Origin of the sequence: Corynebacterium sp. HMSC034B08 (assembly GCF_001835805.1) — a bacterium.
In the GTDB taxonomy this organism is placed as follows: Bacteria; Actinomycetota; Actinomycetes; order Mycobacteriales; family Mycobacteriaceae; genus Corynebacterium; species Corynebacterium coyleae.
Genome location: NZ_KV825899.1, coordinates 220,773 through 242,360, shown reverse-complemented (window position 1 = coordinate 242,360; position 21,588 = coordinate 220,773). Strand labels below are relative to the sequence as shown.

General features: G+C 61.1%; 22 protein-coding genes and 2 pseudogenes. 11 read left to right on the top strand and 13 right to left on the bottom strand.

The window, feature by feature from the left end; translation table 11 throughout:
• Nucleotides 1-47 precede the first annotated feature (47 nt).
• Nucleotides 48-445, bottom strand: a pseudogene (locus HMPREF2656_RS01505) (arsenate reductase ArsC).
• 56 nt (nt 446-501) lie between these two features.
• Between HMPREF2656_RS01505 and HMPREF2656_RS13380 the strand changes: the two are divergent.
• Together HMPREF2656_RS13380 and HMPREF2656_RS13375 are read left to right on the top strand one after the other, a co-directional pair.
• The gene (locus tag HMPREF2656_RS13380) at nt 502-900 is read left to right on the top strand and encodes a DMT family transporter (RefSeq protein WP_246825061.1); all 399 of its coding nucleotides are present in this window, start codon (nt 502-504) and stop codon (nt 898-900) included.
• A gap of 331 nt (nt 901-1,231) precedes the next feature.
• Nucleotides 1,232-1,408 carry a hypothetical protein gene (locus HMPREF2656_RS13375; protein ID WP_244268670.1) on the top strand — a complete coding sequence of 59 codons (177 nt, stop codon included), beginning with the start codon at nt 1,232-1,234 and terminating at the stop codon, nt 1,406-1,408.
• Here the strand turns inward: HMPREF2656_RS13375 and HMPREF2656_RS12700 are convergent.
• Entirely contained in the window at nt 1,405-1,710 is a 306-nt protein-coding gene (locus HMPREF2656_RS12700) for a hypothetical protein (RefSeq protein ID WP_070614236.1), read from the bottom strand. The genes HMPREF2656_RS13375 and HMPREF2656_RS12700 overlap by 4 nt on opposite strands.
• Here HMPREF2656_RS12700 and HMPREF2656_RS01495 point away from each other — a divergent pair.
• A complete protein-coding gene (locus HMPREF2656_RS01495) occupies nt 1,709-2,320 on the top strand; it encodes a hypothetical protein (protein WP_198531366.1) in 612 nt (203 codons plus the stop codon). The two genes, HMPREF2656_RS12700 and HMPREF2656_RS01495, sit on opposite strands and share 2 nt — an antisense overlap.
• A 317-nt stretch (nt 2,321-2,637) precedes the next feature.
• Here HMPREF2656_RS01495 and HMPREF2656_RS01490 read toward each other — a convergent pair.
• From HMPREF2656_RS01490 to HMPREF2656_RS01460, 9 genes and pseudogenes are all read right to left on the bottom strand, one after another.
• Nucleotides 2,638-5,376 (bottom strand): annotated as a pseudogene (locus tag HMPREF2656_RS01490) (DEAD/DEAH box helicase family protein); the annotation flags it as partial.
• Nucleotides 5,377-5,493: 117 nt separating this feature from the next.
• Nucleotides 5,494-6,747 carry a peptidase T gene (gene pepT / locus HMPREF2656_RS01485; RefSeq protein WP_070815637.1) on the bottom strand — a complete coding sequence of 418 codons (1,254 nt, stop codon included), beginning with the start codon at nt 6,745-6,747 and terminating at the stop codon, nt 5,494-5,496.
• A gap of 30 nt (nt 6,748-6,777) precedes the next feature.
• Nucleotides 6,778-8,400 (bottom strand): AbgT family transporter, encoded by a 1,623-nt coding sequence (locus HMPREF2656_RS01480; RefSeq protein ID WP_083319392.1) that lies wholly within the window; start codon nt 8,398-8,400, stop codon nt 6,778-6,780.
• Nucleotides 8,401-8,824: 424 nt separating this feature from the next.
• A complete protein-coding gene (locus HMPREF2656_RS12695; protein WP_141760963.1) occupies nt 8,825-9,181 on the bottom strand; it encodes a hypothetical protein in 357 nt (118 codons plus the stop codon).
• 424 nt (nt 9,182-9,605) lie between these two features.
• Nucleotides 9,606-9,785, bottom strand: a complete 180-nt coding sequence (locus HMPREF2656_RS12690) for a hypothetical protein (protein ID WP_141760962.1) — start codon at nt 9,783-9,785, stop codon at nt 9,606-9,608.
• Nucleotides 9,786-9,858: 73 nt separating this feature from the next.
• On the bottom strand, nt 9,859-10,257 hold the full coding sequence (locus HMPREF2656_RS01470; RefSeq protein WP_070815658.1) for a type II toxin-antitoxin system VapC family toxin: 399 nt from the start codon (nt 10,255-10,257) through the stop codon (nt 9,859-9,861).
• Nucleotides 10,257-10,523: an antitoxin gene (locus tag HMPREF2656_RS01465; RefSeq protein ID WP_070421738.1), complete on the bottom strand. Its 267-nt coding sequence runs from the start codon at nt 10,521-10,523 to the stop codon at nt 10,257-10,259. Before HMPREF2656_RS01465 ends, HMPREF2656_RS01470 begins: the two co-directional genes overlap by 1 nt.
• Nucleotides 10,524-10,586: 63 nt before the next feature.
• The gene (locus HMPREF2656_RS12955) at nt 10,587-10,733 is read right to left on the bottom strand and encodes a hypothetical protein (protein WP_168164674.1); all 147 of its coding nucleotides are present in this window, start codon (nt 10,731-10,733) and stop codon (nt 10,587-10,589) included.
• A 10-nt stretch (nt 10,734-10,743) separates the two neighbouring features.
• Entirely contained in the window at nt 10,744-11,607 is an 864-nt protein-coding gene (locus tag HMPREF2656_RS01460; RefSeq protein ID WP_070815635.1) for a 3'-5' exonuclease, read from the bottom strand.
• 403 nt (nt 11,608-12,010) lie between these two features.
• Between HMPREF2656_RS01460 and HMPREF2656_RS01455 the strand changes: the two genes are divergently transcribed.
• Both HMPREF2656_RS01455 and HMPREF2656_RS01450 read left to right on the top strand, forming a co-directional pair.
• On the top strand, nt 12,011-12,385 hold the full coding sequence (locus tag HMPREF2656_RS01455; protein ID WP_070815657.1) for a hypothetical protein: 375 nt from the start codon (nt 12,011-12,013) through the stop codon (nt 12,383-12,385).
• Nucleotides 12,386-12,416: 31 nt separating this feature from the next.
• Nucleotides 12,417-12,635: a hypothetical protein gene (locus HMPREF2656_RS01450; protein ID WP_070815634.1), complete on the top strand. Its 219-nt coding sequence runs from the start codon at nt 12,417-12,419 to the stop codon at nt 12,633-12,635.
• Between the two features lie 3 nt (nt 12,636-12,638).
• Here HMPREF2656_RS01450 and menE read toward each other — a convergent pair whose 3' ends face one another.
• Nucleotides 12,639-13,790 (bottom strand): o-succinylbenzoate--CoA ligase, encoded by a 1,152-nt coding sequence (gene menE / locus HMPREF2656_RS01445; protein ID WP_083319391.1) that lies wholly within the window; start codon nt 13,788-13,790, stop codon nt 12,639-12,641.
• Between the two features lie 87 nt (nt 13,791-13,877).
• Here menE and HMPREF2656_RS13260 point away from each other — a divergent pair, with 87 nt between their 5' ends.
• The 5 genes from HMPREF2656_RS13260 (at nt 13,878) to HMPREF2656_RS01420 (ending at nt 18,842) form a co-directional block, all read left to right on the top strand.
• Nucleotides 13,878-14,861, top strand: coding sequence for a hypothetical protein (locus HMPREF2656_RS13260; protein ID WP_070815633.1), 984 nt, complete (start codon nt 13,878-13,880; stop codon nt 14,859-14,861).
• A gap of 54 nt (nt 14,862-14,915) precedes the next feature.
• Entirely contained in the window at nt 14,916-16,028 is a 1,113-nt protein-coding gene (locus HMPREF2656_RS01435; RefSeq protein WP_070815632.1) for a sensor histidine kinase, read from the top strand.
• Complete coding sequence (locus HMPREF2656_RS01430) at nt 16,025-16,663, top strand: response regulator (protein ID WP_070452483.1); 639 nt, start codon at nt 16,025-16,027, stop codon at nt 16,661-16,663. Before HMPREF2656_RS01435 ends, HMPREF2656_RS01430 begins: the two co-directional genes overlap by 4 nt.
• A 65-nt stretch (nt 16,664-16,728) precedes the next feature.
• Nucleotides 16,729-17,430 (top strand): ATP-binding cassette domain-containing protein, encoded by a 702-nt coding sequence (locus HMPREF2656_RS01425; RefSeq protein WP_070815631.1) that lies wholly within the window; start codon nt 16,729-16,731, stop codon nt 17,428-17,430.
• Nucleotides 17,427-18,842 (top strand): ABC-2 family transporter permease, encoded by a 1,416-nt coding sequence (locus HMPREF2656_RS01420; RefSeq protein WP_070815630.1) that lies wholly within the window; start codon nt 17,427-17,429, stop codon nt 18,840-18,842. The genes HMPREF2656_RS01425 and HMPREF2656_RS01420 overlap by 4 nt, the downstream gene beginning before the upstream one ends.
• Here HMPREF2656_RS01420 and HMPREF2656_RS01415 read toward each other — a convergent pair.
• On the bottom strand, nt 18,839-19,813 hold the full coding sequence (locus HMPREF2656_RS01415) for a hypothetical protein (protein WP_070815629.1): 975 nt from the start codon (nt 19,811-19,813) through the stop codon (nt 18,839-18,841). The genes HMPREF2656_RS01420 and HMPREF2656_RS01415 overlap by 4 nt on opposite strands.
• A gap of 234 nt (nt 19,814-20,047) precedes the next feature.
• Between HMPREF2656_RS01415 and HMPREF2656_RS01410 the strand changes: the two genes are divergently transcribed.
• Nucleotides 20,048-21,502 carry a PepSY-associated TM helix domain-containing protein gene (locus HMPREF2656_RS01410; protein ID WP_070421748.1) on the top strand — a complete coding sequence of 485 codons (1,455 nt, stop codon included), beginning with the start codon at nt 20,048-20,050 and terminating at the stop codon, nt 21,500-21,502.
• Nucleotides 21,503-21,588: the final 86 nt, after the last annotated feature.

The window sequence follows — 21,588 nt, the reverse complement described above, 5'->3', positions numbered from 1 at the left end:
GAGCCTAACCTAAGTCGAGGGCGGGGTCAAATGCGTCGGCGCGGCGCCTAGGGCTGCAGGCTCGCCACCAGCTCGCGCACCCGAGCCTGAATCTCGTCGCGGATCACGCGCACGGTGGCAAGGTCCTGCCCAGCCGGATCGGCCAGCTGCCAATCCTCATAGCGCGTGCCGGGAAAAACGGACACGCATCGCCGCAGCCCATCGTGATGACGACGTCGGAGGATTGCACGTCCTCAGCCACCAGCACCCTCGGGCGCGCCGCGGCCAGATCGATCCCGACCTCCGCCATCGCCTCTCGTACCACGGGGTTGATCGAATCAGCGGGGGCGGAGCCCGCGGAGCGGACCTCAATGCGTCCGCCGGACAGCGTCTTGGCAAAAGCCGCCGCCATCTGGGAGCGGCCTGCATTGTGAACGCACACAAACATGATCGTGGGTCGGGTCATAGCTCCATTGAACCGCAGGCGTGGGCAATGGCCAAGGCAGGGTTTAGCCTGGAAGGGTGAGCCTATGGCGCGACAAGCAGCAAGCCCGTGCGGCCGAGGTGCCGCCCTGGCTACTCGCCGTCCTTGTCATGCTTTCGGTCCAACTCTCGGAAGCCTTCGCCGTTGGCTTGATCAACGACGTCGGGCCGCGCGGGGCTGCCTGGCTGCGCGTGGCCGCCGGCGCCGTCCTCATCCTGGCAATCGCGCGCCCGCGCCTGCGCGGTATGACCTGGCGTGACGCCGGTCTCGTCACCGCCCTCGGCGTCACCACCGGCTCGCTAACTTTCTTCTTTTTGCCGCAATCCAGCGCATCTAACTCGGCACCGCCGTGGCTCTGGAATTCCTCGGCCCACTCGTCCTTGCCGCGCTCACAAGCACCTCGCGGCGCGCCCTTTCCTATCCCGCCCTCGCCATGATCGGCGTCGTCTTACTGACCCGGCCCTGGATCGGTAACGTCGACGTCGTCGGCATCCTGTTCGCCCTCGGCTCCGGGCTCGGGTGGGCGCTGTATATAGTCTTAACCCAACGCGTCGGTGATCGGTTTTCCGGCATCAGCGCCCTCGCCTACACCATCCCGATCGTCGCCATCGCCTACGCGCCCATCGGGCTACCCGAGGCGCTGCCGTACCTGTCCCTGCCGGTCATCGCCACGGCGCTCGGGCTCGCACTCCTGATGCCGGTCATCCCTCTCGCCTTCGAAATCGTCGCGCTGCGTGCCATGGCCCCGGCCGCCTTCGGCACCCTCATGTGCTGGAGCCCGCGATCAGCGTGCTTATCGGCGCGATCGTCCTCGCCCAAGTACCGCTGCCAATCCAGGTCCTTGGCATCGTGCTCGTCGTCGCCGCCGGAATCGGCTCGGAGCGCTTCGCCGCCCGCGATGTGTCGCCCACGCCCATCACGTGGCCGGAGAGCGACGAAGCCTAGGTCAGCAGGGCCCGCACCTTCGCGTCGGTCGCCTTACCCGAGATGACCGTGCCCTTTTCAAACAGCTCGATCACCCGCGGATTGATATAGGAATCGCGCGCGATCGCCGGCGTATTGTGTAGCCACTCGGCCGTCGTCTTGATCGCCGCCGTCACGGCCCCGGGAGAGGTATCGCCCGCCTTGGCCGCGCGCGACAGGGCCTGCGCCGCGACGGCAGCGAACAGACAATCGCGACCAGTTCCTTGTGGTCCTAGGACTCTCCTCTCGTCACCCGGGCAGTTAGACACGTTGAATAAAGTCATGAGCTTTCCGGCAACCGTTCTGCGCGTTCTCGTCGCCTCCCCATCCGACGTACCCGATGCCCGAGATGCAGTCGAGGGCGCTCTGCACTCATGGAATCGACTCCACGCGACGACTCGGAATGTAGTCTTACTGCCGTGGCGGTGGGAGACCAATTCTGTACCGCTGCTCGGAGGTCACTCTCAGGAGATCATCAACACCCAGGGAGTCGACGGAGCCGACATCGTGGTCGCGCTCTTCGGCAGCCGACTCGGCTCACCAACACCAGATGCAGTGTCGGGAACAGTTGAAGAGATTGAGCGAGCAGTAAACAGCGGGAAACCGGTACACCTGTTTTTCTCAAGAGCCCCACTGCCTCATGACGTCGATACTGCGCAACTCGAGGGTCTCCGAAATTTCAAGAATGAAATCAAGGAGCGGGGACTGCTCGGAGAATTCGATGACATCCGCCAACTGGAGAACCAAGTCTGGGCTGCCGTCGAGCATGACCTAGTCAAAATCGATCTCTCCGTGGTCGGGGTGCGCCATGAGCCGCTCGGCGTCCGCTTCCGCGTCGAGTCAAAGAGCGAGCGACACGAAAAGGAAATTGACAAGCGCGGCAAGATCAAATAGGAAACGAAACACTGGTTTGAGGTTACCAATACTGGTGATCTCGCTGCTGAAGCGGTGACCTTCGAAGGCCAAGCCGCATCGGGCCTTATGAGACTCCTTGTGGATGATCAGCCAATCACGCTGGAACCTGGGGTCATCTGGAAAGTGCCAGTCTCGTATTCGATGGGCACCGCAGGCACAAAGCTAACCGTTCACTGGGTCGAAGATAATGAAAAACAGTCGAAGACTTTCGACGTCCAATGAAGCGCGAGGTTACGTCGGTGAACCAGTCAGGCAGCTAAATCGTAGTTCGCGCGCGTTTGTACCCGTCGTGGCATGAAAGTTTCCAGGATGTGCACGCTCTCGTCCGTAAGCCCGCGGCCGAAGTGTTTCTTCGACACGTCATCGGCAGCGCGAAGGATAAAGTCCACGATCTCCACTGGGGTGTAGACGATGCCAAGCTTGTCGGCGTCGCGCTTGAATGCCTTTTGGAAGAAGCGTTCGTAGAGTTCCTTGATCACCTGCTGCTTCCCGGACGCGCTCGTGACCTCGGAAGCGCGCACACGCACCGAGGCGTAGAACTTCTCTAGCGAATCAGTCTCAGCATCCAGATCACTATCGTCGAGCGCGTCGACCATGCGCTGCATGACCTGGGAGACCGGGTTATGGGCAGCGAAGTCATGTTCGCTGAACAGCGCGTCAAACACTGGGGCGGTAATGAGGTGCTGTGAAAGCATGCTGATCGCTTCGGCATCAGAGATTGAGTCGTTGAGGTTTCCGCGCAAGCCTTCCACGAAAGTTTCGAACTCACGCTGGAGTTTCGGACTCGCAGTTTCCAGAAGCTTATTGATTCGGGTGATCTGGTTTTCAGCGATTACCGCGACATCGTCGGCCCAGTCTTCCCAGTAGGTTCGGGTGCCGACCTTGTCCACGAGCTTGGTGTAGATCGCTTCCTGCCACTTCTCTAGGGAGAAGAGTGCAACTTGCTCGGAGGTGAGCTCCGAGGTCTCATAACCAGGGGTGGAGTCGTTCTTATCGAGCTCTGCCTTTGCTTTTTCGACTTCGACGTGAGTGACATCGATCGGGAGCTCATCAGGCTTGTCACCGTTCAAACCGATCGAGTTCACCTTGGCGTTGAAGCGGTCATCGTGCGCACGCAGTGCGTTGAGAATCTGCCAAACCACTTTGAAACGAACGTTGTCGTTCAGCGCTTCGGATGGTGACTTCCCTGGAGGAACCGCGACGGGGAGGATGATGTAGCCGTAGTCCTTGCCTTCCGACTTGCGCATCACGCGGCCGACCGACTGAACCACGTCGACCATGGAATTGCGCGGGTTGAAGAAGATCACCGAGTCCAAACCAGGCACGTCAACGCCCTCAGAGAGACACCGCGCGTTGGTGAGGATGCGAGTTTCGTCCGGCTCCATGGATGCCTCGAGCCATGCGATCTTGTTGCCGCGCTCCATCGCGTTCATACTGCCGTCGACGTGCTGTACCGCGACGGACAAATCCACGTTGTGAAGAGAAACATCGTTGGTCGCAGCATGCTCGCGAAGCGTTTGTTGGTGGCTTGCGATGAGTCCCGGGTACGTTTCCGCGATCAGCTTCGAAGTCTTGATGTCCTTCGCGAAGGCAACGGTGCGCTGCATCGGTGCAGCATCTTCCTCAAATCCGCCTTTTTGCCCTTGCAACTTGCCGGAGCGCTTTGCGAGTGCGTTCCACGCACCGATCATCGCTGAAGCGGTGGTCAGGTTCATGCCTTCCTGCGTGTGCCGAACCAGTGCTTCGGCAGCAACGTCCTCGTCCACGGTCATCACCAAGACGCGATAGTCGGTGAGCAGGCCCTTATCCACCGCTTCACCAAATCCGAGTCGGTGAAACTCTGGACCGTAGATGGCCTCGTCGTCCATGGAAGCCAGTTCGGCTGAGTGTTCTTCGGCTTTGGTTTTGACGGAGTCGTCGAAAAGCCGTGGTGTCGCGGTCATGTACAGACGACGAGCAGCCTTGATGTAGTCGGCATCATGGATTCGAACGAAATTGGATTCATCCGCTCCGGCGAGTGTGACGCCGGTGGTGCGGTGAGCCTCGTCGCAGATAACGAGGTCGAAATCGTCGAGGCCCTTCGCCTGAGCATCATGAACAGCGGGCAAGGACTGGTAGGTGGAAAAGACGACGTGCAGACCATTGGCGCGCTTTCCTTGCGAGAAAAGAGTAGCGATGTCGTCGCCATCAGTGGAGACAGGGACCTCGAGGTCGTACGAGGCAATGTCTTCGGCCTGGCGGCTGGCCTTGTTATCGGAGCAAACCGCGAAGCTCTTCAGATCTAGGCGAGCCTGCGCAGTCCACTCGCGAAGTGTTTGTGCGAGCAGTGCGATGGAAGGAACGAGGAAGAGGACGCGGGCGCGGCCCCCCTTGTCCTTTGCAACTTGTTCAGCTAGGCGGAGCGCAGTGAACGTCTTGCCTGTGCCGCAGGCCATGATGAGCTTGCCGCGGTCGTGGGTATTGAACCCAGCCATGACGTTCTCGATCGCCTGCTGCTGGTGCGGACGCGGCTCGAAGGTTTCGCGCCGGGTGAGGCGAACCTGCATCTCGGAGCCGGGGAACACAACATCCCAGTTCACGGGTGATTCTGCGATCTGATTAAAGCCGATACGACTGGTGGGGATCTGCTGGTTTTCTAGAGCATCTTCCGCATTTTTCGACCACTTATCGGTCGTTGAAATGATGTAGCGGTGAACGAAGTGTTCGACGCTCGACTCAGTCTCAAACGAGCGGCCGGAGGCCTCGAAGAACGAATCGATGTGCTGCTTCTGGATGCTCGTGGTCGGCTTGTAGAACTTGGCCTGGATTGCCACCCATTTACCGTCATCCTTGCGGCGCGCAACCAAGTCAATGCCCGTATCGGCCTTGCCACCGTTGTAGCGCCACTTATCCCAACGCTGAACCTCATCGAACTGCGCAGAGAGAACGGGATCGGTTTTGAAGAAGTTGACCATCAACTTCTCAAACGCGATCCCGTACTTGCCCTGGGGCTGATTCTCACGGAGCTGATCGAGGACTTCGCTGAATGACGACATGGGCCTTATTGTGCCTTGTCGAAGCGAAGTCCTCTATTAAAAACACACTTCAGTTCTTGCTGATGCAGAGAAGCCAGAGCGCAAGATTCCTTTTGGGGAATAGTTGTATGGAACCAGTTACTGACGCCTTGCCAGGCGGATAAGTTCGCGAACCATCAAGAAACTCTTTTCAAAGGACGTGAGGGGAAGGAACTCGTAGATCGAATGGAAGTTGTGCGCTCCAGTGAAAAAGTTTGGAGTGAAAACCCCTTGGCTGGAAAGCCAGGATCCGTCGGTGCCCCCGCGCATTGAGAGAGGCTTGGGAGTGATGCTCAGATTCTCCATAGCCTGCAGGATGCGGTCTGTGGCAACAGCGTTCTCCAGCGTTTTCGCGTCTTCGATATTGCTGTAGGTGTCCTCAACTCGGATATCGATGGTTGCCTTGGGGTTATTCTTCCGGGCGCGATCTACGGCTTCGGCGACATGTTGCTTCTTCTCTTCGTACTTCACGCGATCGTGTTCACGAACACTGATCGTGAGCGTGGTGGTCGATTGATTTCCGTCGATGCCGTGTACCCAGATGTAGCCTTCACGGTCTTCGGTGTTTTCTGGGGTTTCTTCTCGGTCAAACGAATCAATGATGTCGTGAGCAATGAGAATCGGGTTTACAAGGTTGCCCTTCGAGTTCATCGGATGCGCAGTTACGCCTTCGATGTGGATCGTAATGGTTGCTGCATTGAACGTAGCCTCGACAATCTCTCCGATTTCGCAGGAGTCGAGGGTGAAGGCAAAGTCAACCGGAAAGCGGTCCAAGTCGAGTGTTCGGACTCCCCGAAGACCAATCTCCTCATCTGGAACGAAGGAGAGGTACACATCTCCGTGAGGGAACGAAGCGCCCTCCAGCAACCTGACTGCTGTTTCCATTACTGAGGTGACGCCTGCTTTGTCATCAGCACCGAGAACACTTGTGCCATCCGTCACCAGGATGTTGTCGCCGATGTAAGCCTTCAATTCCGGATGCTCATCCGATCGCATCCAGATCTGCTTTTCATCGTTCAGAAGGATGTCTCCGTCGTCGTACTCGACAACGTGTGCATGAACGTCAGGGGAGAGATTGACATCCACGGTATCGAGGTGTGTGCAAAAACCGATGGTGTAGAAGTCTTCAGGATTCTCAACGTTAGAAGGGATCCGGGCGGTGACCACGGCAGTGTCACTTACATGAACGTCCTCGGCTCCCGCGTCGTTCAGCTCCTTAGCCAATAGTTTGGCCAAATCCCACTGGCCAGCGCTACTGGGCACAACTCCCTTCGACGCGTCCGATTGGCTCGAGATTGTGGAATAACGCAAGAAGCGCTCGACGAGTGCTGATTGGTCGGGTGTGACAGTCAATGGAGAGATCCTTTCAGTTTGAGCCGCAACTTAACCGGAGTAGCTGTAGGCCGCATCGATTCCAAGTGGGATGTTGAGCCCCCAGAAAACAAAGAGCATGATCGTGAAGGAGATTAGAAGTGCGGCCGAATACGGCATCATGACCGAGGACAGGGTGCCAATGCCTGCTTTCTTTACGTATTTCTGGCAATACGTAATGATCAGCGGATAGAACGCAAACATTGGTGTGACTACGTTTACAGCGGAGTCACTGATTCGGAATGTGGCTTGCGTTAGTTCTGGCGCAATACCGACACCCATAAGCATTGGGACGAAGATCGGCGCAAGGATCGCCCACTTAGCGGAGGCGGAAGTAATTACAAGGTTCAGCAGCCCGACAAAAAGAATGATGCCGATGATGGTGAGCTGCGGTGGCATATTAAGTTTCTGGAGGAATTCTGCGCCAGAAACTGCAAGTAGCGAGCCGATTTGGCTTTGGTTGAAAGCCCACATGAATTGGGCAGCAAAGAAGTAGAAGACGATTAGTGGCACCAGGGTGGTGACCATTGTCTCCATTGCTGCTGAGACATCCTTCGGGCTGCGGAACTTTCCAGACAGTGCACCATAAAGGAGACCGACCAAGCCTGTCGCCACGAAAATCAAAGTCACAATCGATTTCATGACAGGAGCATCGGGGGCGGTGAGTGAACCGCTTTCAGAGCGCCAATTCGAGTCTGCTGGAATCATGGTCACAGCCATGGCCACCATTGCGATCAGCAGCACTGCAGAGGAAATGTACAGCGCTCGGGTTTCTTGAGCAGTGAGGGGCTGGTCGACAGTCTCCACCTCGTCGGGGTGAACATCGATTGGGAAGCTGCGTTGGCACCAGGGTTCGACCCATTTGTCAGTAACTAGCCACAAGGCCGGAATAACGATGAAGGTTGCGCCAAGGCCGTAGAAGTAGTTGCTCAGGATGTTAACGCTGTAGTTCGGGTCGATGATCTGTGCTGCTGGTTCAGTGAACCCCTGGATGACGGGGTCAATGGCAGACGGGGTGTAGTTTGCAGCGAATGCACCTGCGATACCAGCAAATGATGCTGCGATACCAGCAAGTGGATGGCGGCCGACTGCATAAAACATGTAGGCAGCGACCGGAATGATGACGACGTACCCAGTGTCCGGACCTAGGTGCGAAAGCATTCCGGCGACGACGATCATTGGGGTAAGCAAGAATTTTGGCGTCCGGGCGAGCAGCTTTCTCAGCGCGGCGTTGATAAAGCCTGAACCGTCGGCGATGCCAATACCGATGGTTGCCACGATGACCATGCCCAGAGCAGGGAACGTAGCGAAATTGGTCACAGCGGAGGCGAGGAGATCAACGAGCTTCTCTGGGGCGAGCATGTTCACGATCGAGATTTGCTCGCCGGATGCTGGGTTTACGTAACCAAACGTAAACCTCGACAGCAGTGCTGAAAGCGCCAAAACGATGACCAGCGCTCCAACGAAGAGGGTTGTGATGTCGGGGATTTTGTTGCCGATTCGAACAACCGCCCCGAGGAATCCCTTCGGTTCCGCTAGGTTCGTGTCGGACTCGCCAGTCGTCTCTGTTTCGATAGCCCCTGCTGGTTTGGAGGAGCTATGGCTTCTGTCTGCTGAAGTCTTATTTCTGGCCATTAGGACCCTCCCTTAGATCATGGACTATGTGTCGTTGATCACTGTTGTGACTGAGCTATTGGCTGAGAATAGACGAAGAATTCGATCAGTGAGGCAGGTTTAGGGAGATACATGCAGGAAGACGTGGCGTGGAGGAGTACCACCGGCTGATTCCGGTAACCAGCCGGACAAGCGAAAGGCCCGGAAAGTGATGGAAGAGATCACAATCCGAGCCTTAGGCGGGCTGCTAGCCAGACTGCTTGCGGATCTGATCCGCAAGTTGATTGACTGGCCAGATAGCTAGTCTCGCCGAACCCTTGCGCTGGTAAACCAGCCCGCGCAGGGGTTCAACCGTTTTTGCCGACATGAGTGGAGGTCATGTCGTGGCTAAGTCTAACTGAATATCAGACACGCACAAGGGTTGAAGCTGTTCGGAGCGAACGACCTACCTCCGGAACTTGCTGATCAAAGCCATAACGCCAGAAATTGCAGCGGTGAGGCCTCCCATGAGGAATCCCATAGCGAACGCACCGGTGATGAAGGACTTCGCGTCTGGGTCGAACGTCTCAGTGCAAAGGCCGAAGAGGAAGAACGACGCCAGGGCGATGGCGGCGGACCACTTGAACACCGTGGATGGGTTGGGGCGCTTCCTCGGTGGGGTAGAGGGTTCCATCGGGGCGACGTTGTACTGCGTAGGAGTGGCGGGAACCGGCGTGTAGCGCGGGGCATGCGCTGCGGCGAGCAGTTCTTCTGGGGACAGTTCGGTGGGGTCTTGCTGCGGTCGCGGCGCGTATTGCTGCAAAGGAAGGAACTTCTACCAACGACGTGCTGCGGAAGCTTATTGAAGTAGGTGTCGACCGGCATGGTGACGAGGGGGCTACTGTTCCCGTGAGCGAATTGATGCGCCTCATTGACGCAGCGCGCGGCGTGTAAAAACAGAGATGCTTGGTCGCTGCCGGCTATTGGTAGATCTCGCCTTCCGGATCTGCGGAGTGGATGACTTCCTCCACTGCGTCGCACAACGCGGGGTCGTCAATGTATCTCTGCCGGCATCCCCATTGGGTTTGTAGTTCGCCCGAGCTGGGGTTTCGCGTACCGTTTGGGGCCGTGCCGTACCCGGTTACTGTAGCGCCCTGCGGAGCCTCAGCAGGATTCTCTTCTTCCACGTAGTTCGCGCCTCCCATTTGGTTAAAGCACCACTCGGAGTACGAAACGCTGCCGTCGGATCAGCGTGCGGCCCCCGGTGTGCCAGCTAGGCACTCGACGAAGGTCGGCTCTCCTGCAGGAGCGGATTCTGCAACGGGCGTCGTTTCCGTTGTGCTTGGGGTCTCGGTGACCTTGTCGGAGTCGCCGCAACCAGTGGGGACGGTAGTCAGAACTAGGGCGGCGATCATGGTGCGCTGCATGCGTGAAATCTTAGATCGACCGGGGACGGTGTCGTCGTTAAGCGGAGCTGCCCCTCGGAAACGATGCGCGGGGTTACAACCGCCAGTCCTCTACTTGTAGCAATGGGACACGGGAGAACTCCCGGGTGTTGGCGGTAACGAGAACGCAGTCGTTTGCCCGTGCCTGAGCTGCTATCCACAAATCGTTGGGACCGATTGGCTGCCCGATCGCCTCTAGCTCCAAACGGATGTCAGCGTAAAGAGCTGCCTCGGGCGCTCCGGTTCCGACTACCTGGTACGCCTGCTCGAGTTGCTTGACAGCATCGGTCCGACGAATCGACGTTGACTTACCCGCACCAACCCGCAGCTCTCCAAGGACAATGGAAGACAGCACGATGTTGTCGGCTCGAGTTACGCGCATGCGTTCGAGGATATTGGCGTTACTGCGACGAAGGGCATCGATCCACACATTTGTGTCTAGGAGGAAGCGCATCATTCATCCCACTTTGGGATCGGATCTAGGGGGAGATCAGAGGGTTCTTCGAACTCGTCCGCCCACCCATCCGGTAAATCGGCAGTGATCACATCGAGCACATCGAGAGCCGAGAGCGGCTCAGGAGAGACGTAAAGCTTACCCCCAATCTTTTTCAGCCAAACCGTTTCAGAATCGAAACGAAAGTCCTTAGGAATTCGGATTGCTTGACTGTTGCCCGACATGAAGACCGTGGTTTCGACGGAGTCTGCTGCAGCCTCAGTCATGAACACCTCCTCGTATATATGACGTAATATATACGGTTTGGGACGTCAGGACGAGCACTCCGGCTAGAAAAGCTCCCGCACCGCAGCCCGCGCTGCCCAGGTATCGCGCGGGATGGTCAGGGCGCCGGTGAAGGCGACGCGATCGCCGGGGTGCAGGGTGAAGGTGGAAGGGGTTGGGCCGGTGAGGGGGTCGTCGAGAAGCGAATGCACGAGAGCGGGATCAACGCCGAGCGCTTCTGCGATGCTGAGCAGAGTTGCGCGTTCCTGATCGGTGATTATGCCGTCTGACCAGGCTTCGACGGCGAGTTGGCGGGATGAACTCCTCGTTGATGGCCTCGACATCATCGGCGCTTAGGCCTGCGGCGATGGCGGTGGATTCGAGTTGGCGCATTTCGGTACGGGAAATTTCGCGGTCTACAAGCGCGCGGGTCAGTTCGGCACGGTAGGTGGCTTCATCCTTGGTGCCAGTCGTCGGCAATGTACGCGAAAGCTGGCCCGCCCAGGAGGGTGCGCCGCCGCGGGGAAGCGTGCGGACCTCGGGCGCGGGAGTGGTAAACAGCGCAGCCGGATAGTGGGCGATGTCCGCGCGGTGGTTCGCGTGCAGGTACGCGAGGAGATCGGCGGTGGCCTGGGCATCGGCAAGCGCAGAGTGCGCCAAACGGTTGTGGATCTGTGCGATGGCAAGCGCCTCGCTGAGTTTGCCCACGCCAAGGTGCTGCTTGGTCAGACGCATCGTGTCCAACCACTCGCACATGCCATCCTCCGCGCCCGCGCGTGCGAACTCGTTGGCAAGGAAGCGGCGCTCAAACGACGCGTTATGCGCCACCAACGTGCGGCCGTTCAGCAGCGCACCAAGATACGCGGCGACGTCGCGGAACACCGGCGCATCCACGACGTCCGTCGCCGTGATCTTATGGATGTAACTGTTCGGAATGTCACGCTCCGGCTGGATCAACGTCTCCCACGTGCCCTCCACCGTGAGGTCGGGGCGCAGCAACACCACGCCGATCTCCACAATGCGATCGAGATTGCTCAGCCCCGTCGTCTCCAGATCGACCACCGCAAACCCGTGCTGCCGGTCCATTCCTGCTCCTTATATGTGAACTGTGTAAGCGCGATTTTCGACGCCACCATCAACCTAAGGCACGCACCGACACAGAGAGGTGGGGAGTCGGTCGGGTGTTCGATGGAACCGTAGGCGGCCTCGCCACGTCTAACTCAATGAAAGAGTTTTCATTGTCAATGGATAGTTGACAAGAGATTGCAATGGGGGGTTGAAGTGTGAAGCGGTATGCAGTAATAAAGAAGTTGCGAGACGAGGCTCGTCGGCGTGGTCTTGAATTTGAGCAGATACCACTCAAAAGACATGATGCATTTCGAGTGGGGGAGACGACCAAAACTCTCGGACGGCACCGCGAAATCGACGATCTCGCAGCACGAAAATTCTTTGATCAATTTCAGGCGGAGCTAGGAAAAGGGTGGTGGAGATGGGGTCGTTTACTGTCACTGCTGAGCGTGGTGCGAGTGGTGCCTGGGTTTTGGAGTGCGCAGAGCTTGGCGTTGTGTCCCAAACGCGGCGGCTCGATCGCGCAGAAAAGGAAGTGCTTGAAGCGCTAGCTTTTCAGTCTGGACTTGCTCCAACCGAATTTGAGGTTGAAGTGATTCCGATTTTGCCTTCTGAAGTTGAAACACTTCGTCAGCGTGCCGAAGAGCTTGGGGTGAAGGCAAAAGAGGCAAATGGAAAGGCAGCTGCTGCTAGAAGCGAGCTTGCGCAAAAGATGAAAGCGGAAGGTTTCACGCTTCGCGAGATGGGACAGGTCCTGGGAGTGTCCTATCAGCGAGCAGCAGAGCTTGCAGGGTAAGAGGACCCTATCGCGGGAAGGAGAGAGCACGATGAGGCCTAGATATGAAGAGCTCGAATCTCTTGAGGGCGTTCGTATTTCGCGGCCGCCACATATGGGAGAGATTGCCGCTGCGCGATTTCTGGTCAAACAGATTGAGCAGGGAAGAAGCGACGGCGAGTTGTCGCCGTTTCTGCTTTGGGTTGCAAACTACGGCACCCCTGACGAGCCACCCGGGCCGATCATTCAGCCCCGCGACCAGTCTGCCTAACCGCTAGAACAGCTCCCGCACCGCAGCCCGGTCGACCTTGCCCGGACCCAACTGGGGCAGCGCCGGCACAACCTTGAGTTCCTTCGGTACTTGCCAGCGTGCGATTTCACCGGTGTCCTCGGCGTCCGCAAACGCGTCCATGATGTCCGCCACGCTCGCAGACCCGGTGTATGCAGCGCAGATGCGTTCGCCGAAGCGAGCATCTTGCTTGCCGACGACACACGCACCCGTCACCCCATCCACCTTGAGCAGGAATGTTTCCAGCACTTCGGGGTGGAGTTTGAGGCCGCCGGAGTCGATGATGTTGTCGATGCGTCCGTGGACGGTGAGGTGGTCGTCGATAAGCGAGCCCGCGTCGGAGGTGCGGAACCAGCCGTCCTTGAGATCATCGGAGGGCGTCTGCGATCCGACGCCGCGGTAACCGCGCGCGACCATCGGTCCGCCCAGGTGGATGCGACCATCGACGATTTTTACGCGCGCACCGGCGATGGGCACGCCGTCGTAGACGCAGCCGCCGGCGGTTTCCGACGAGCCGTATGTGGTCACCACGTTGATACGCAGTTTGCTTGCCGACTCGAGCAGACGCGGGTTGGTCGCCGCCCCGCCGACCAGCACCGCGGAGAAGGTCCGCAACGCGTCGATGCCCTTGAGCGTCGAGGTCGCCTTGGCCAGCTGCATCGGGGTCAACGCCGTGTAGGTGCGCTCGCCGGTGCTGGCCAGGTCGTGGGCGTGGTGGGCGAACTCAGCGACATCGAAACCGTTCGTGAGGTCCACAAACGCCGGTTCCACACCCGCGACCATGCTGCGCACCAGCACCTGCAGGCCCGCGATGTACGCCGCCGGCATGGCCAGCAGCCACTGGCCTTCGCCGCCCAACGCCTGGTGGGTCGCGTCCGCGCTCGAGATCAGGTTCGCCGGGGTCAGCATCGCGCCCTTCGGCTTGCCCGTGGACCCGGAGGTGGAGACGACGAGGGCGATGTCGTCGTCGATAGGCGCGCCGGGCTCCAACGTGTTGCGCAGCAGGTTCGTGCGCGCCGGGTCGTTCGTCGGCACCGGCAATAGCGCGCGCTGGCCGGTCAACGCCTCCTCGAGCGCGGGCATGATAGCCAGCGGATTCGCGGGATCGACGGGCAGAAGTTCGAGCAGGTTCGTCACAGCGTACGAGCGTAGCCGGTGGGATTTCGCGCGCCGCGAAGGCCGTGACGTGTAACACCTGTTTGCGAGCCCACCGATAGAACAAGCATGAAGAAGTTCATCGCATCGGCCGTCGCCGCGGCGACCGCCTTCACCGTCACTGTCCCTACGACCCACGCCGCCACGCTCACGCCTGCGGACAACGGCCAGTGCCGCGTCACCCTCAACGACGCGGAGCGCGGCCCCGCCTGGCAAGCCGAGCGCATCGCGAAAACCCTCACCCACGGCATGTACGCCACCGCCGTCACCGAAGCATTCGAGGCAACTTTCGAGGGGCTCAAGCCGCTTGGCGACGACCACCTCACCCAACCGGCCATCATCGCCGTCCAGGAAATCCGCCTGGCAGGCGAGGAACCCGGCGCCCGCCCCGACTACGACGCCGCCCGCGCCGCCACAAAGGCCAAACTGGCAGAACTGGGCCTGACCTCCACTGACGCCGACTTTTACCTGGACATGAAGCAGGGCTCCCAGATCCCGCTCTCACCAGCAGGCAAGGCGTTGAAGGGCTCGGCTGGCTGGTACATCGGCATCGACGGCTCCGTGCCAGAAGTAAACGACCTTGGCCCGGACTACGAGTTCGGCCGCACCGGCGCGAACACCGCCCGCTTCCTCAAGCACATGCCCGAGTGGCAGCGCAACGCGTTCGCCGCCAACATGTCCAAGACCTACTTCGGTCAAGCCTTCGACTCGCTCGAGTCCCGCTACTACCACCCGCTGAGCAGGGCAAAGAAGTGCGACGACAATCCGCCGCTGCTCTTCAGCATGCAGAACGCGGAACTGCCCGCTGCACCGGAGCTGAAGAACACGCTGCCCGGCAAGCCAGCCGACCCGGATAAGCCGGCGCCGACTCCGGGCACCCCTGCGCCTGGCACCCCTACGCCGGAACCACCGAAGACCTTCGACGCGAAGCTTGCAGAGATCATCGGCATCATCGCCGCCGTCCTCACCGCACTGGGTGCCCTGTTCGCCCTGCTGAAGACCGCCGGCTTCAACGTGCCGGACCTGCCCCAGATTCCTGGCCTGACGAAGTAGATCTCCTCCTGCGGGAGGAGGTGGGGGCCCGGTGTCGTCGATAGGCTTACGCCCATGCGCTACAAACCGGGTGACCTTGTGCTCGCGGTCGCTGTCGCCATTTTGGCGGCGGTGTACACCGCGAGTGCGTTTACCCAACCCATAGACGCGGCAGGTTGGGGCCAGGCCGTGCTGTCGTGGGGCTTTGTCGCGGTGTGCGTGGTGCTCACGAGCAAGCCGAAGTTCTCCTCGGTTGCGCTTATCGCGCTGAATGTTGCCTGGTCGACGATGTGGCTGGCCGCGCCGGTCAACCTTGGCTTTTCGCCGTGGGTGTTGGCGGTCCCGGTGGCCACCTTTATCGCCGGACGGTTTACAGGGAAACGCTTCGCGCTAGTTGTTCTCGCTGCCGCGTGCGGGTGGGCGCTGCTGTCACCGTTCATGTGGACGTGGGACGACAACTTTGTGTTGTTCTACCGGCACGGGGTCGATCTCGGGATCACGCTTGCGCTGCATTGGGGTGCGAGTGCGGTGGGGTATCTCCTGGGGGCGAATGTGGCGGCTGAGGATGAGGTGCGTCGTCGAGAAGCACACGCGAAAGAGCAGCGCCTCGCAGCGGCGCGCGAGGAGGAACGCCGCGCCATTGCCCGCGATATTCACGATCTGCTCGGCCACTCCCTGACCCTGATCAAAGCGCAGGCCAATGCTGGTTTGGCGGTGGGGCAGGAGCGGGAGGCGCTGCAGCAGATCAACGAGGCCGCAGGGCAGTCGTTGTCGGAGATTCGCCTGCTTGTGCGGGGTCTGCGTGAGAGCGACCATGCGTTTTCGCCGGCGGCGGGGATCCCTGACCTGCCGTCGTTGGTGCAGCGCTACCGCGACGCCGGCGTGGAAGTATCGCTGGAAGCACCAGCAGTGGATGTCTCCCCGGTGACCTCGCTTGCTACCTATCGCATCGTGGCTGAGGCACTGGCAAACGCGGCGCGCCACCAAGTCGATCCCACTGTGACGGTTCGGGTCGCACCGGGCGAGACCGTGGTGGTAGAAGTCGTTTCTACCGGCCAGATTCGACCCCAATCAGGCACCGGCGTCGGGCTGGAGGGGCTGCGTGAACGCGCGGCGAGTGCCGGTGGCACGCTGAAGACATGGCAGTCAGGGGAGACGTTTACCGTGCGGGCGGAGTTGGCAGCATGATCCGCCTGCTTCTTGCCGACGACCAACCGCTCCTCCTCAGCGCCCTCCGCACCATCTTGGACGCCCAGGACGACATCACCGTCGTCGCCACCGCCGCCGACGGCGCCGAAGCCGTGGAGAAAACCCGCGCCCACCGCATCGACGTGGCGGTGCTGGACATCCGCATGCCGGTGCTCGACGGCATCACCGCCGCCCGCACGATCATGGAGATGGGCCCACGCGTGATCATGCTGACCACCTTCGACGACGACACCTTGATCCATGCAGCTATCGACGCCGGCGTGCACGGCTTTCTCCTCAAAGACGCCGAACCCGACGTCCTGGCCAACGCCGTACGCGCCGTCGCCCGCGGCGAATCGGTCCTGGCCCCCGGAGTCACCGGTCGCGTGATGGAGTGGGTCCGCGACGGGGGAGCCACCTCAGAATCAGCAGCTGCGCTGGAGGGGCTGACGCAACGCGAACGCGACGTGCTCGCGGAAATTGGCCGCGGCGCGACGAACGCGGAAATCGCCGCCACGCTGTTTATTGCAGAGACCACGGTGAAAACGCACGTCTCCAACCTGCTTTCCAAACTTGGCGCGCGCGACCGGGTGGCGCTTGCCTTGATCGCCCAGCGCGCCGGGATCTCCTCCTAGAGGAGGAGACAGTGTGGTCCCGCCGGCCGATGTGGTCGCCTTGCTCGGCGACGACCATGAATGCCATGACTGATACGCAACTTGCTTGCCGCGGCGTGGCCGTGGCCTTCGGGGATCACCACGTACTTCGCGACGTGTCGTTGACCACCACCCCGGGCCGAGTCCACGCACTGCTCGGCCCCAACGGCGCGGGTAAATCGACCCTGATGTCGGTGCTGCTCGGCCTGATCGAACCCGATGCCGGCGAGGTGACACTGATGGGGCAGCCGTTTGACAGCTCGGCACTGCGCCATGTCGGCGCCTCCATCAACGACCCCGCCTTTTACAGCCACCTCAGCGCCCGCAACAACCTCCGCGTCCACACCACGCTGCTGGGCCTTCCCGACAGCGAAGCCGACCGGGTTCTCGAACTGGTTGGCCTCCAAACCGCGGGCAAGAAGAAAGCCGGCAGTTTCTCCACCGGCATGAAAGGCCGCCTTGCGCTCGCCCAAGCGCTGCTCGGCGAGCCAGAGGTGCTTATTCTCGACGAACCACAAAACGGCCTCGACCCTGAAGGCATTGCCCACCTGCGCGACTACCTCCGCGAATACGCGCGAGCTGGACGCACCGTCCTGGTCAGTTCCCACCAACTCGGCGAAGTACTCCACATGGCCGACGACGCCACCGTGATCGCAGGCGGCGGCGTCCGCTTCGCAGGCGAGCTCGCGGAACTCGGCCCCAACCTAGAAGAGTCGTTCTTCCGGCTCACCTCCGGTGGTGACCGATGAACCTCCTACACGCCGAATGGATCCGTGCGCGCGGCTCCATGCTGTGGTGGCTCGCCGGAGCAGGCCTGCTGGTCGGCGTGCTGCTGACGTTGTTCGCCCTGGCCGGAAACGTCGAAACCGCGACGAACCTGCTCTACCCGCAAGGCCTGTTAGTCACCGGCATGGCTGCGCCCGCCGCCGCACTGTTCGCCGGTTTGGCCGAAACCCGCGAGCGTGACGCCCGCGGCGGCGGCACATTGTGGCGGCCGGTTTCACCCAAGCGCACTCGCGCCGCCCGCATCGTCGTGGTGTGGCTGGCGCTGGCCGCGTTCGTCGCCTTCGACTTTGTCGTGCCGTTTGCCGCCGGCCTCGTATTCAACCTGGACAACACGGCCTCGATCGCACTCGTCGGCCTATTTGTGTGGCTGGGCATGCTCGGACCCGCAGGCCTCGCCGCCGCTGCCACGCGACGCATCGGGATCCTGCCAACCATCATCCTCGGCTTCGCATTCACCATCGGCCTCGGCTACTTCGCCGAGCGCGACTGGTGGTGGATAAACCCCGGCGCCTGGCCAACCCGGTTGGCGCTGCCGACCATGGGCCTGCACTTCAACCTGCTACCCCTCGACGCCACCGACCCGATGGCGGGGGAATCTCCCATTCCCGCCCTCACCCTCACACTGCTACTCGCAGCAATTGGCTTTGTAGTGGCCGCCCTCGTACCACCGCGCACCCGACCCATACTGCGCCGCCGCCGAGTCCACCACGTCACCGCACCGCTGGCCACTTCTCCGGCGACGCCGCGCCCCGAAACCACCGGATACGTGGCTGCGGTGAAGGGGGTTGCGATGGCGGCGAGGGTGTCGTCGATAAGCGTCTTGCTCCTGCTCACCGCCCTGGTGCTGCTGTTCTCGCTGGCATACCCGGTGGACGTGCGCGAGGCGCTGTTCGCCTACGCCATCCTGCCGGTTGGGGCCGGCGTGCTGCCCACCCTCGTGTGGCCGAAACTGCGTCCCGCCTGGGCGCTCATGCAGGTCGAACACCCACACGTCCGCGCCGCATTGGCCACTTGGTGCGTTGGAGTCGTCGCCCTCGTGTGCGCGTTCGGAGCGGCCGTGGTTGGCGACGCACGCTTCGGACTCCTCGCGTTCCTCGCAGGCAGCGTATTGGCCCTCACCGCACTTGCCATCACCGTCCGCTTCGGCGTGGCGTGGACGCTGGCCACGACGATCCTGGTCACGATCGTCTCCGCCACGATCGGCGGCGACGTCCTCGCACAGTCCGCACTATGGATCCTCGCCGTCCCCGCATGGCCAATCACCGCCACCGGTGCACGCGTGTGGATTGCGGCTGCGGTGGGGTTAGCGCTGCTGGCAGTCGTTGTCGCGGCGCTGATGCGGGTGCTGCGCGGCATGCGCCCAGTGCGACGCTAACCCGCCGGGGTCAGGCGTCCATCTGCCGTGTAGCGACCATCGGGGGAGTTGTAGAAGGCGTGGGCGTGGTTGTCGTCGATAAGCAAATGCCACGTGCCGCCGTTATCGCAGGTGCCCTCGGTGATCGTCTCGCGGAAGCCATCCTCGGTTTTCGCGAGGTGGCCCGCGCAGCCAAGGTCCGGGTACGTCACCGCGATGCCGTCGGCGGTCGGCTCGAACCGGACGCGGAACTGCTCACCCTGCAGGTGCTCCACCTTGGACACCTGCCCCATCGTGCCCTCCAACGGACCACGCAGTGTTGCGTTGCCGATCTTGTCCAGCGCCGCCGCGTCCGTCGTCGGGTGCCAGGTGATCCGTGTGACATCGCTGAGCGGATTGCCGACGACCGTCTCCTCCGGGCCCCACACCTTTTCCAGACGCTGACCCCGCAGTTCGAAGTGTGTCACGTTGAGGCGGGGACCGTCCGTTTCGTACTGGTCCAAGCCCGGCTGGGTGCCGTTGGTGAACACTGTCGGGTAGGGCTCGTCCGAGTCGACGAGGTAGTCCTTCGTCCAGGTGACCTCGCCGTTCTGGGCCCGCAGCACGCGCACCGGCGATGGGTTGCCGTTGGCCGCGCCTGCGTCTGGGGCTGCGCTGACGCCTGCGCGGAGCAGCAGTTCGGGTTCGAGATCGCCGTTGATGTCCAAAACGTCGTAGGTGAACGTGCCGTCGAGATCCGCGAGGTCCGCGAAGAAGCGCGCCGGGTCCGCGATCGCTTCCGCGTACAGGTCACGGATCGAAGCGGTCGGTGTCGCTGACGCCGTGGTCGCGTCGGTTGACGTTTCGTTGGCCGGTGCGCTAGTCGGTGCGCTGACCGTCTCGTGAGAAACGACCGTCGTTGTTTCCGGTGCAGGCGTTTGGGTTGGTTCGGTCTCCGTGCCGCAGGCAGCCAGCAGGAGAGTGGTGGCGAGGATCGGTACGTGACGTTTCATGGCACCACGCTACCGAAAGCCCAAAAGACGATATCGGGATTTGGCATTCTCGCCGGAGCACGACCTGGGGAAACGGCGTCGGAAAGGTGCTAAAACCCGATATCGTCTTTTGGGCTATCCGACAGATCAGGACAGGATCTGCCAGGCGCTTTGGAAAATCGACATCTGTTGGGAACTGGCGGGCCAACGCATCCGACTAAAAATGCGTCCCTGTATCAACCGAAAGGTGTATGTGTGTCCAGTACTGTCCAACGGCGCAGCGGCCTGCCCGCGCTGACCAGAAGAATCCATTTTTACGCGGGCCTGTTTATCGCCCCGTTCATCTTTGTCGCCGCGCTAAGTGGCGCTCTCTACGCGGTCGCTCCGTCGCTCGAAAACGTCGTCTACAAAGACGTGCTGACCGTTCCCGCCTCCGACACCAACGCCCCGCTGGCCAGCCAAATCAGGGCCGCGCAGGACACACACCCGGACATGGATGTGGCGCAGGTGTGGCCGTCGTCGACACCCGATGAAGCAACGCGCGTTTTGCTTATCGACGAATCCCTCACCGAAACAAACCAACTCCGCAGCATCTTCGTCAACCCCCACACCGGTGACGTCATTGGCGACGAGCCAACCTACTCCGGCCTCGGCGAACTCCCGCTGCGCTACTGGATCTCGTCGCTACACAAGAGCCTCCACCTCGGCGAGGTCGGCGAGCTTTACGCAGAGGTGGCAGCCAGCTGGCTGTGGGTCGTCGCCCTGGGCGGCCTGTACCTGTGGTGGCGGATGGCCCGGAAGCGAGCCCTGGTTGGGTTGGAGAATGCGACGGGGCGTCGTCGTAAAGTGCTGAACTTGCACGGCGTAGCCGGAACCTGGCTGCTCGTGGCCATGCTGGGACTGTCCGCCACAGGCATCACCTGGTCCGTATTCGCCGGCGAAAACGTCGACCGCACAATCACCTGGTTGGGCGGCAAAGCAGAACCGATCGAAACCTCCCTGGTCGCCGACGCGGAAGCCGCCCCAGCCGACGAGCACGCCGACCACCACCCCGCCAGCGCACACGGAGCCGAAGGCCTGACCAAGGACGAGGTGGCCGACCAAGCCGCCACCGTCCTCGAAACCGCCCGCGCCGAAGGCCTCACCGGATCAGTGCGCCTCTTCGTCCCCAAGAACACCGACGAGGCGTGGCAGGCCAGCGAGCGCTGGGTGCCGTGGCGCACCACCTCCGACGCCGTGAGCGTGAACGGCCAAAACGGTGACCTTGTAGACAAGCTCCCATTCTCTGAACTGCCACTGTTCTCAAAACTGACCAGCTGGGGCATCTACCTGCACATGGGCATCATGTTCGGCCTGCCTCTGCAGATCCTGCTCGCTATCTGCGCGCTCGCGATCTGCGCCATGGTCGTGATGGGCTACATCCTCTGGTGGCGACGCCGCCCAACAAAGAACGCCATCGCCGGCGTCCCAGGTCAGGCTGATCTCACCGGCCGCGACTGGGCCATCCTCGCCGTCGTAGCGATCCCGGTCGGCCTGTTTCTGCCGCTACTCGGCCTTACCTTCGCCGCGATGCTTGTTGCCGATCGGTTGCTGGCCCGCCGCCGCACGGCATTTACGACGCCCGAAAAAGAACCTGTTCCCCTGGCTGCTGACGAGCGGGTCGGAGTCTCCGGAGACGAGGCTGAGCTTGGCTTAGTTGAGGTTGGCTGAGGCAAGCGTGGCGGCGCGTTCCTGACAGATCACGGCGGAATCTGTCAGTCGCCGGCATCGCGCCTGGTCAGAAATCGCCCCTGACA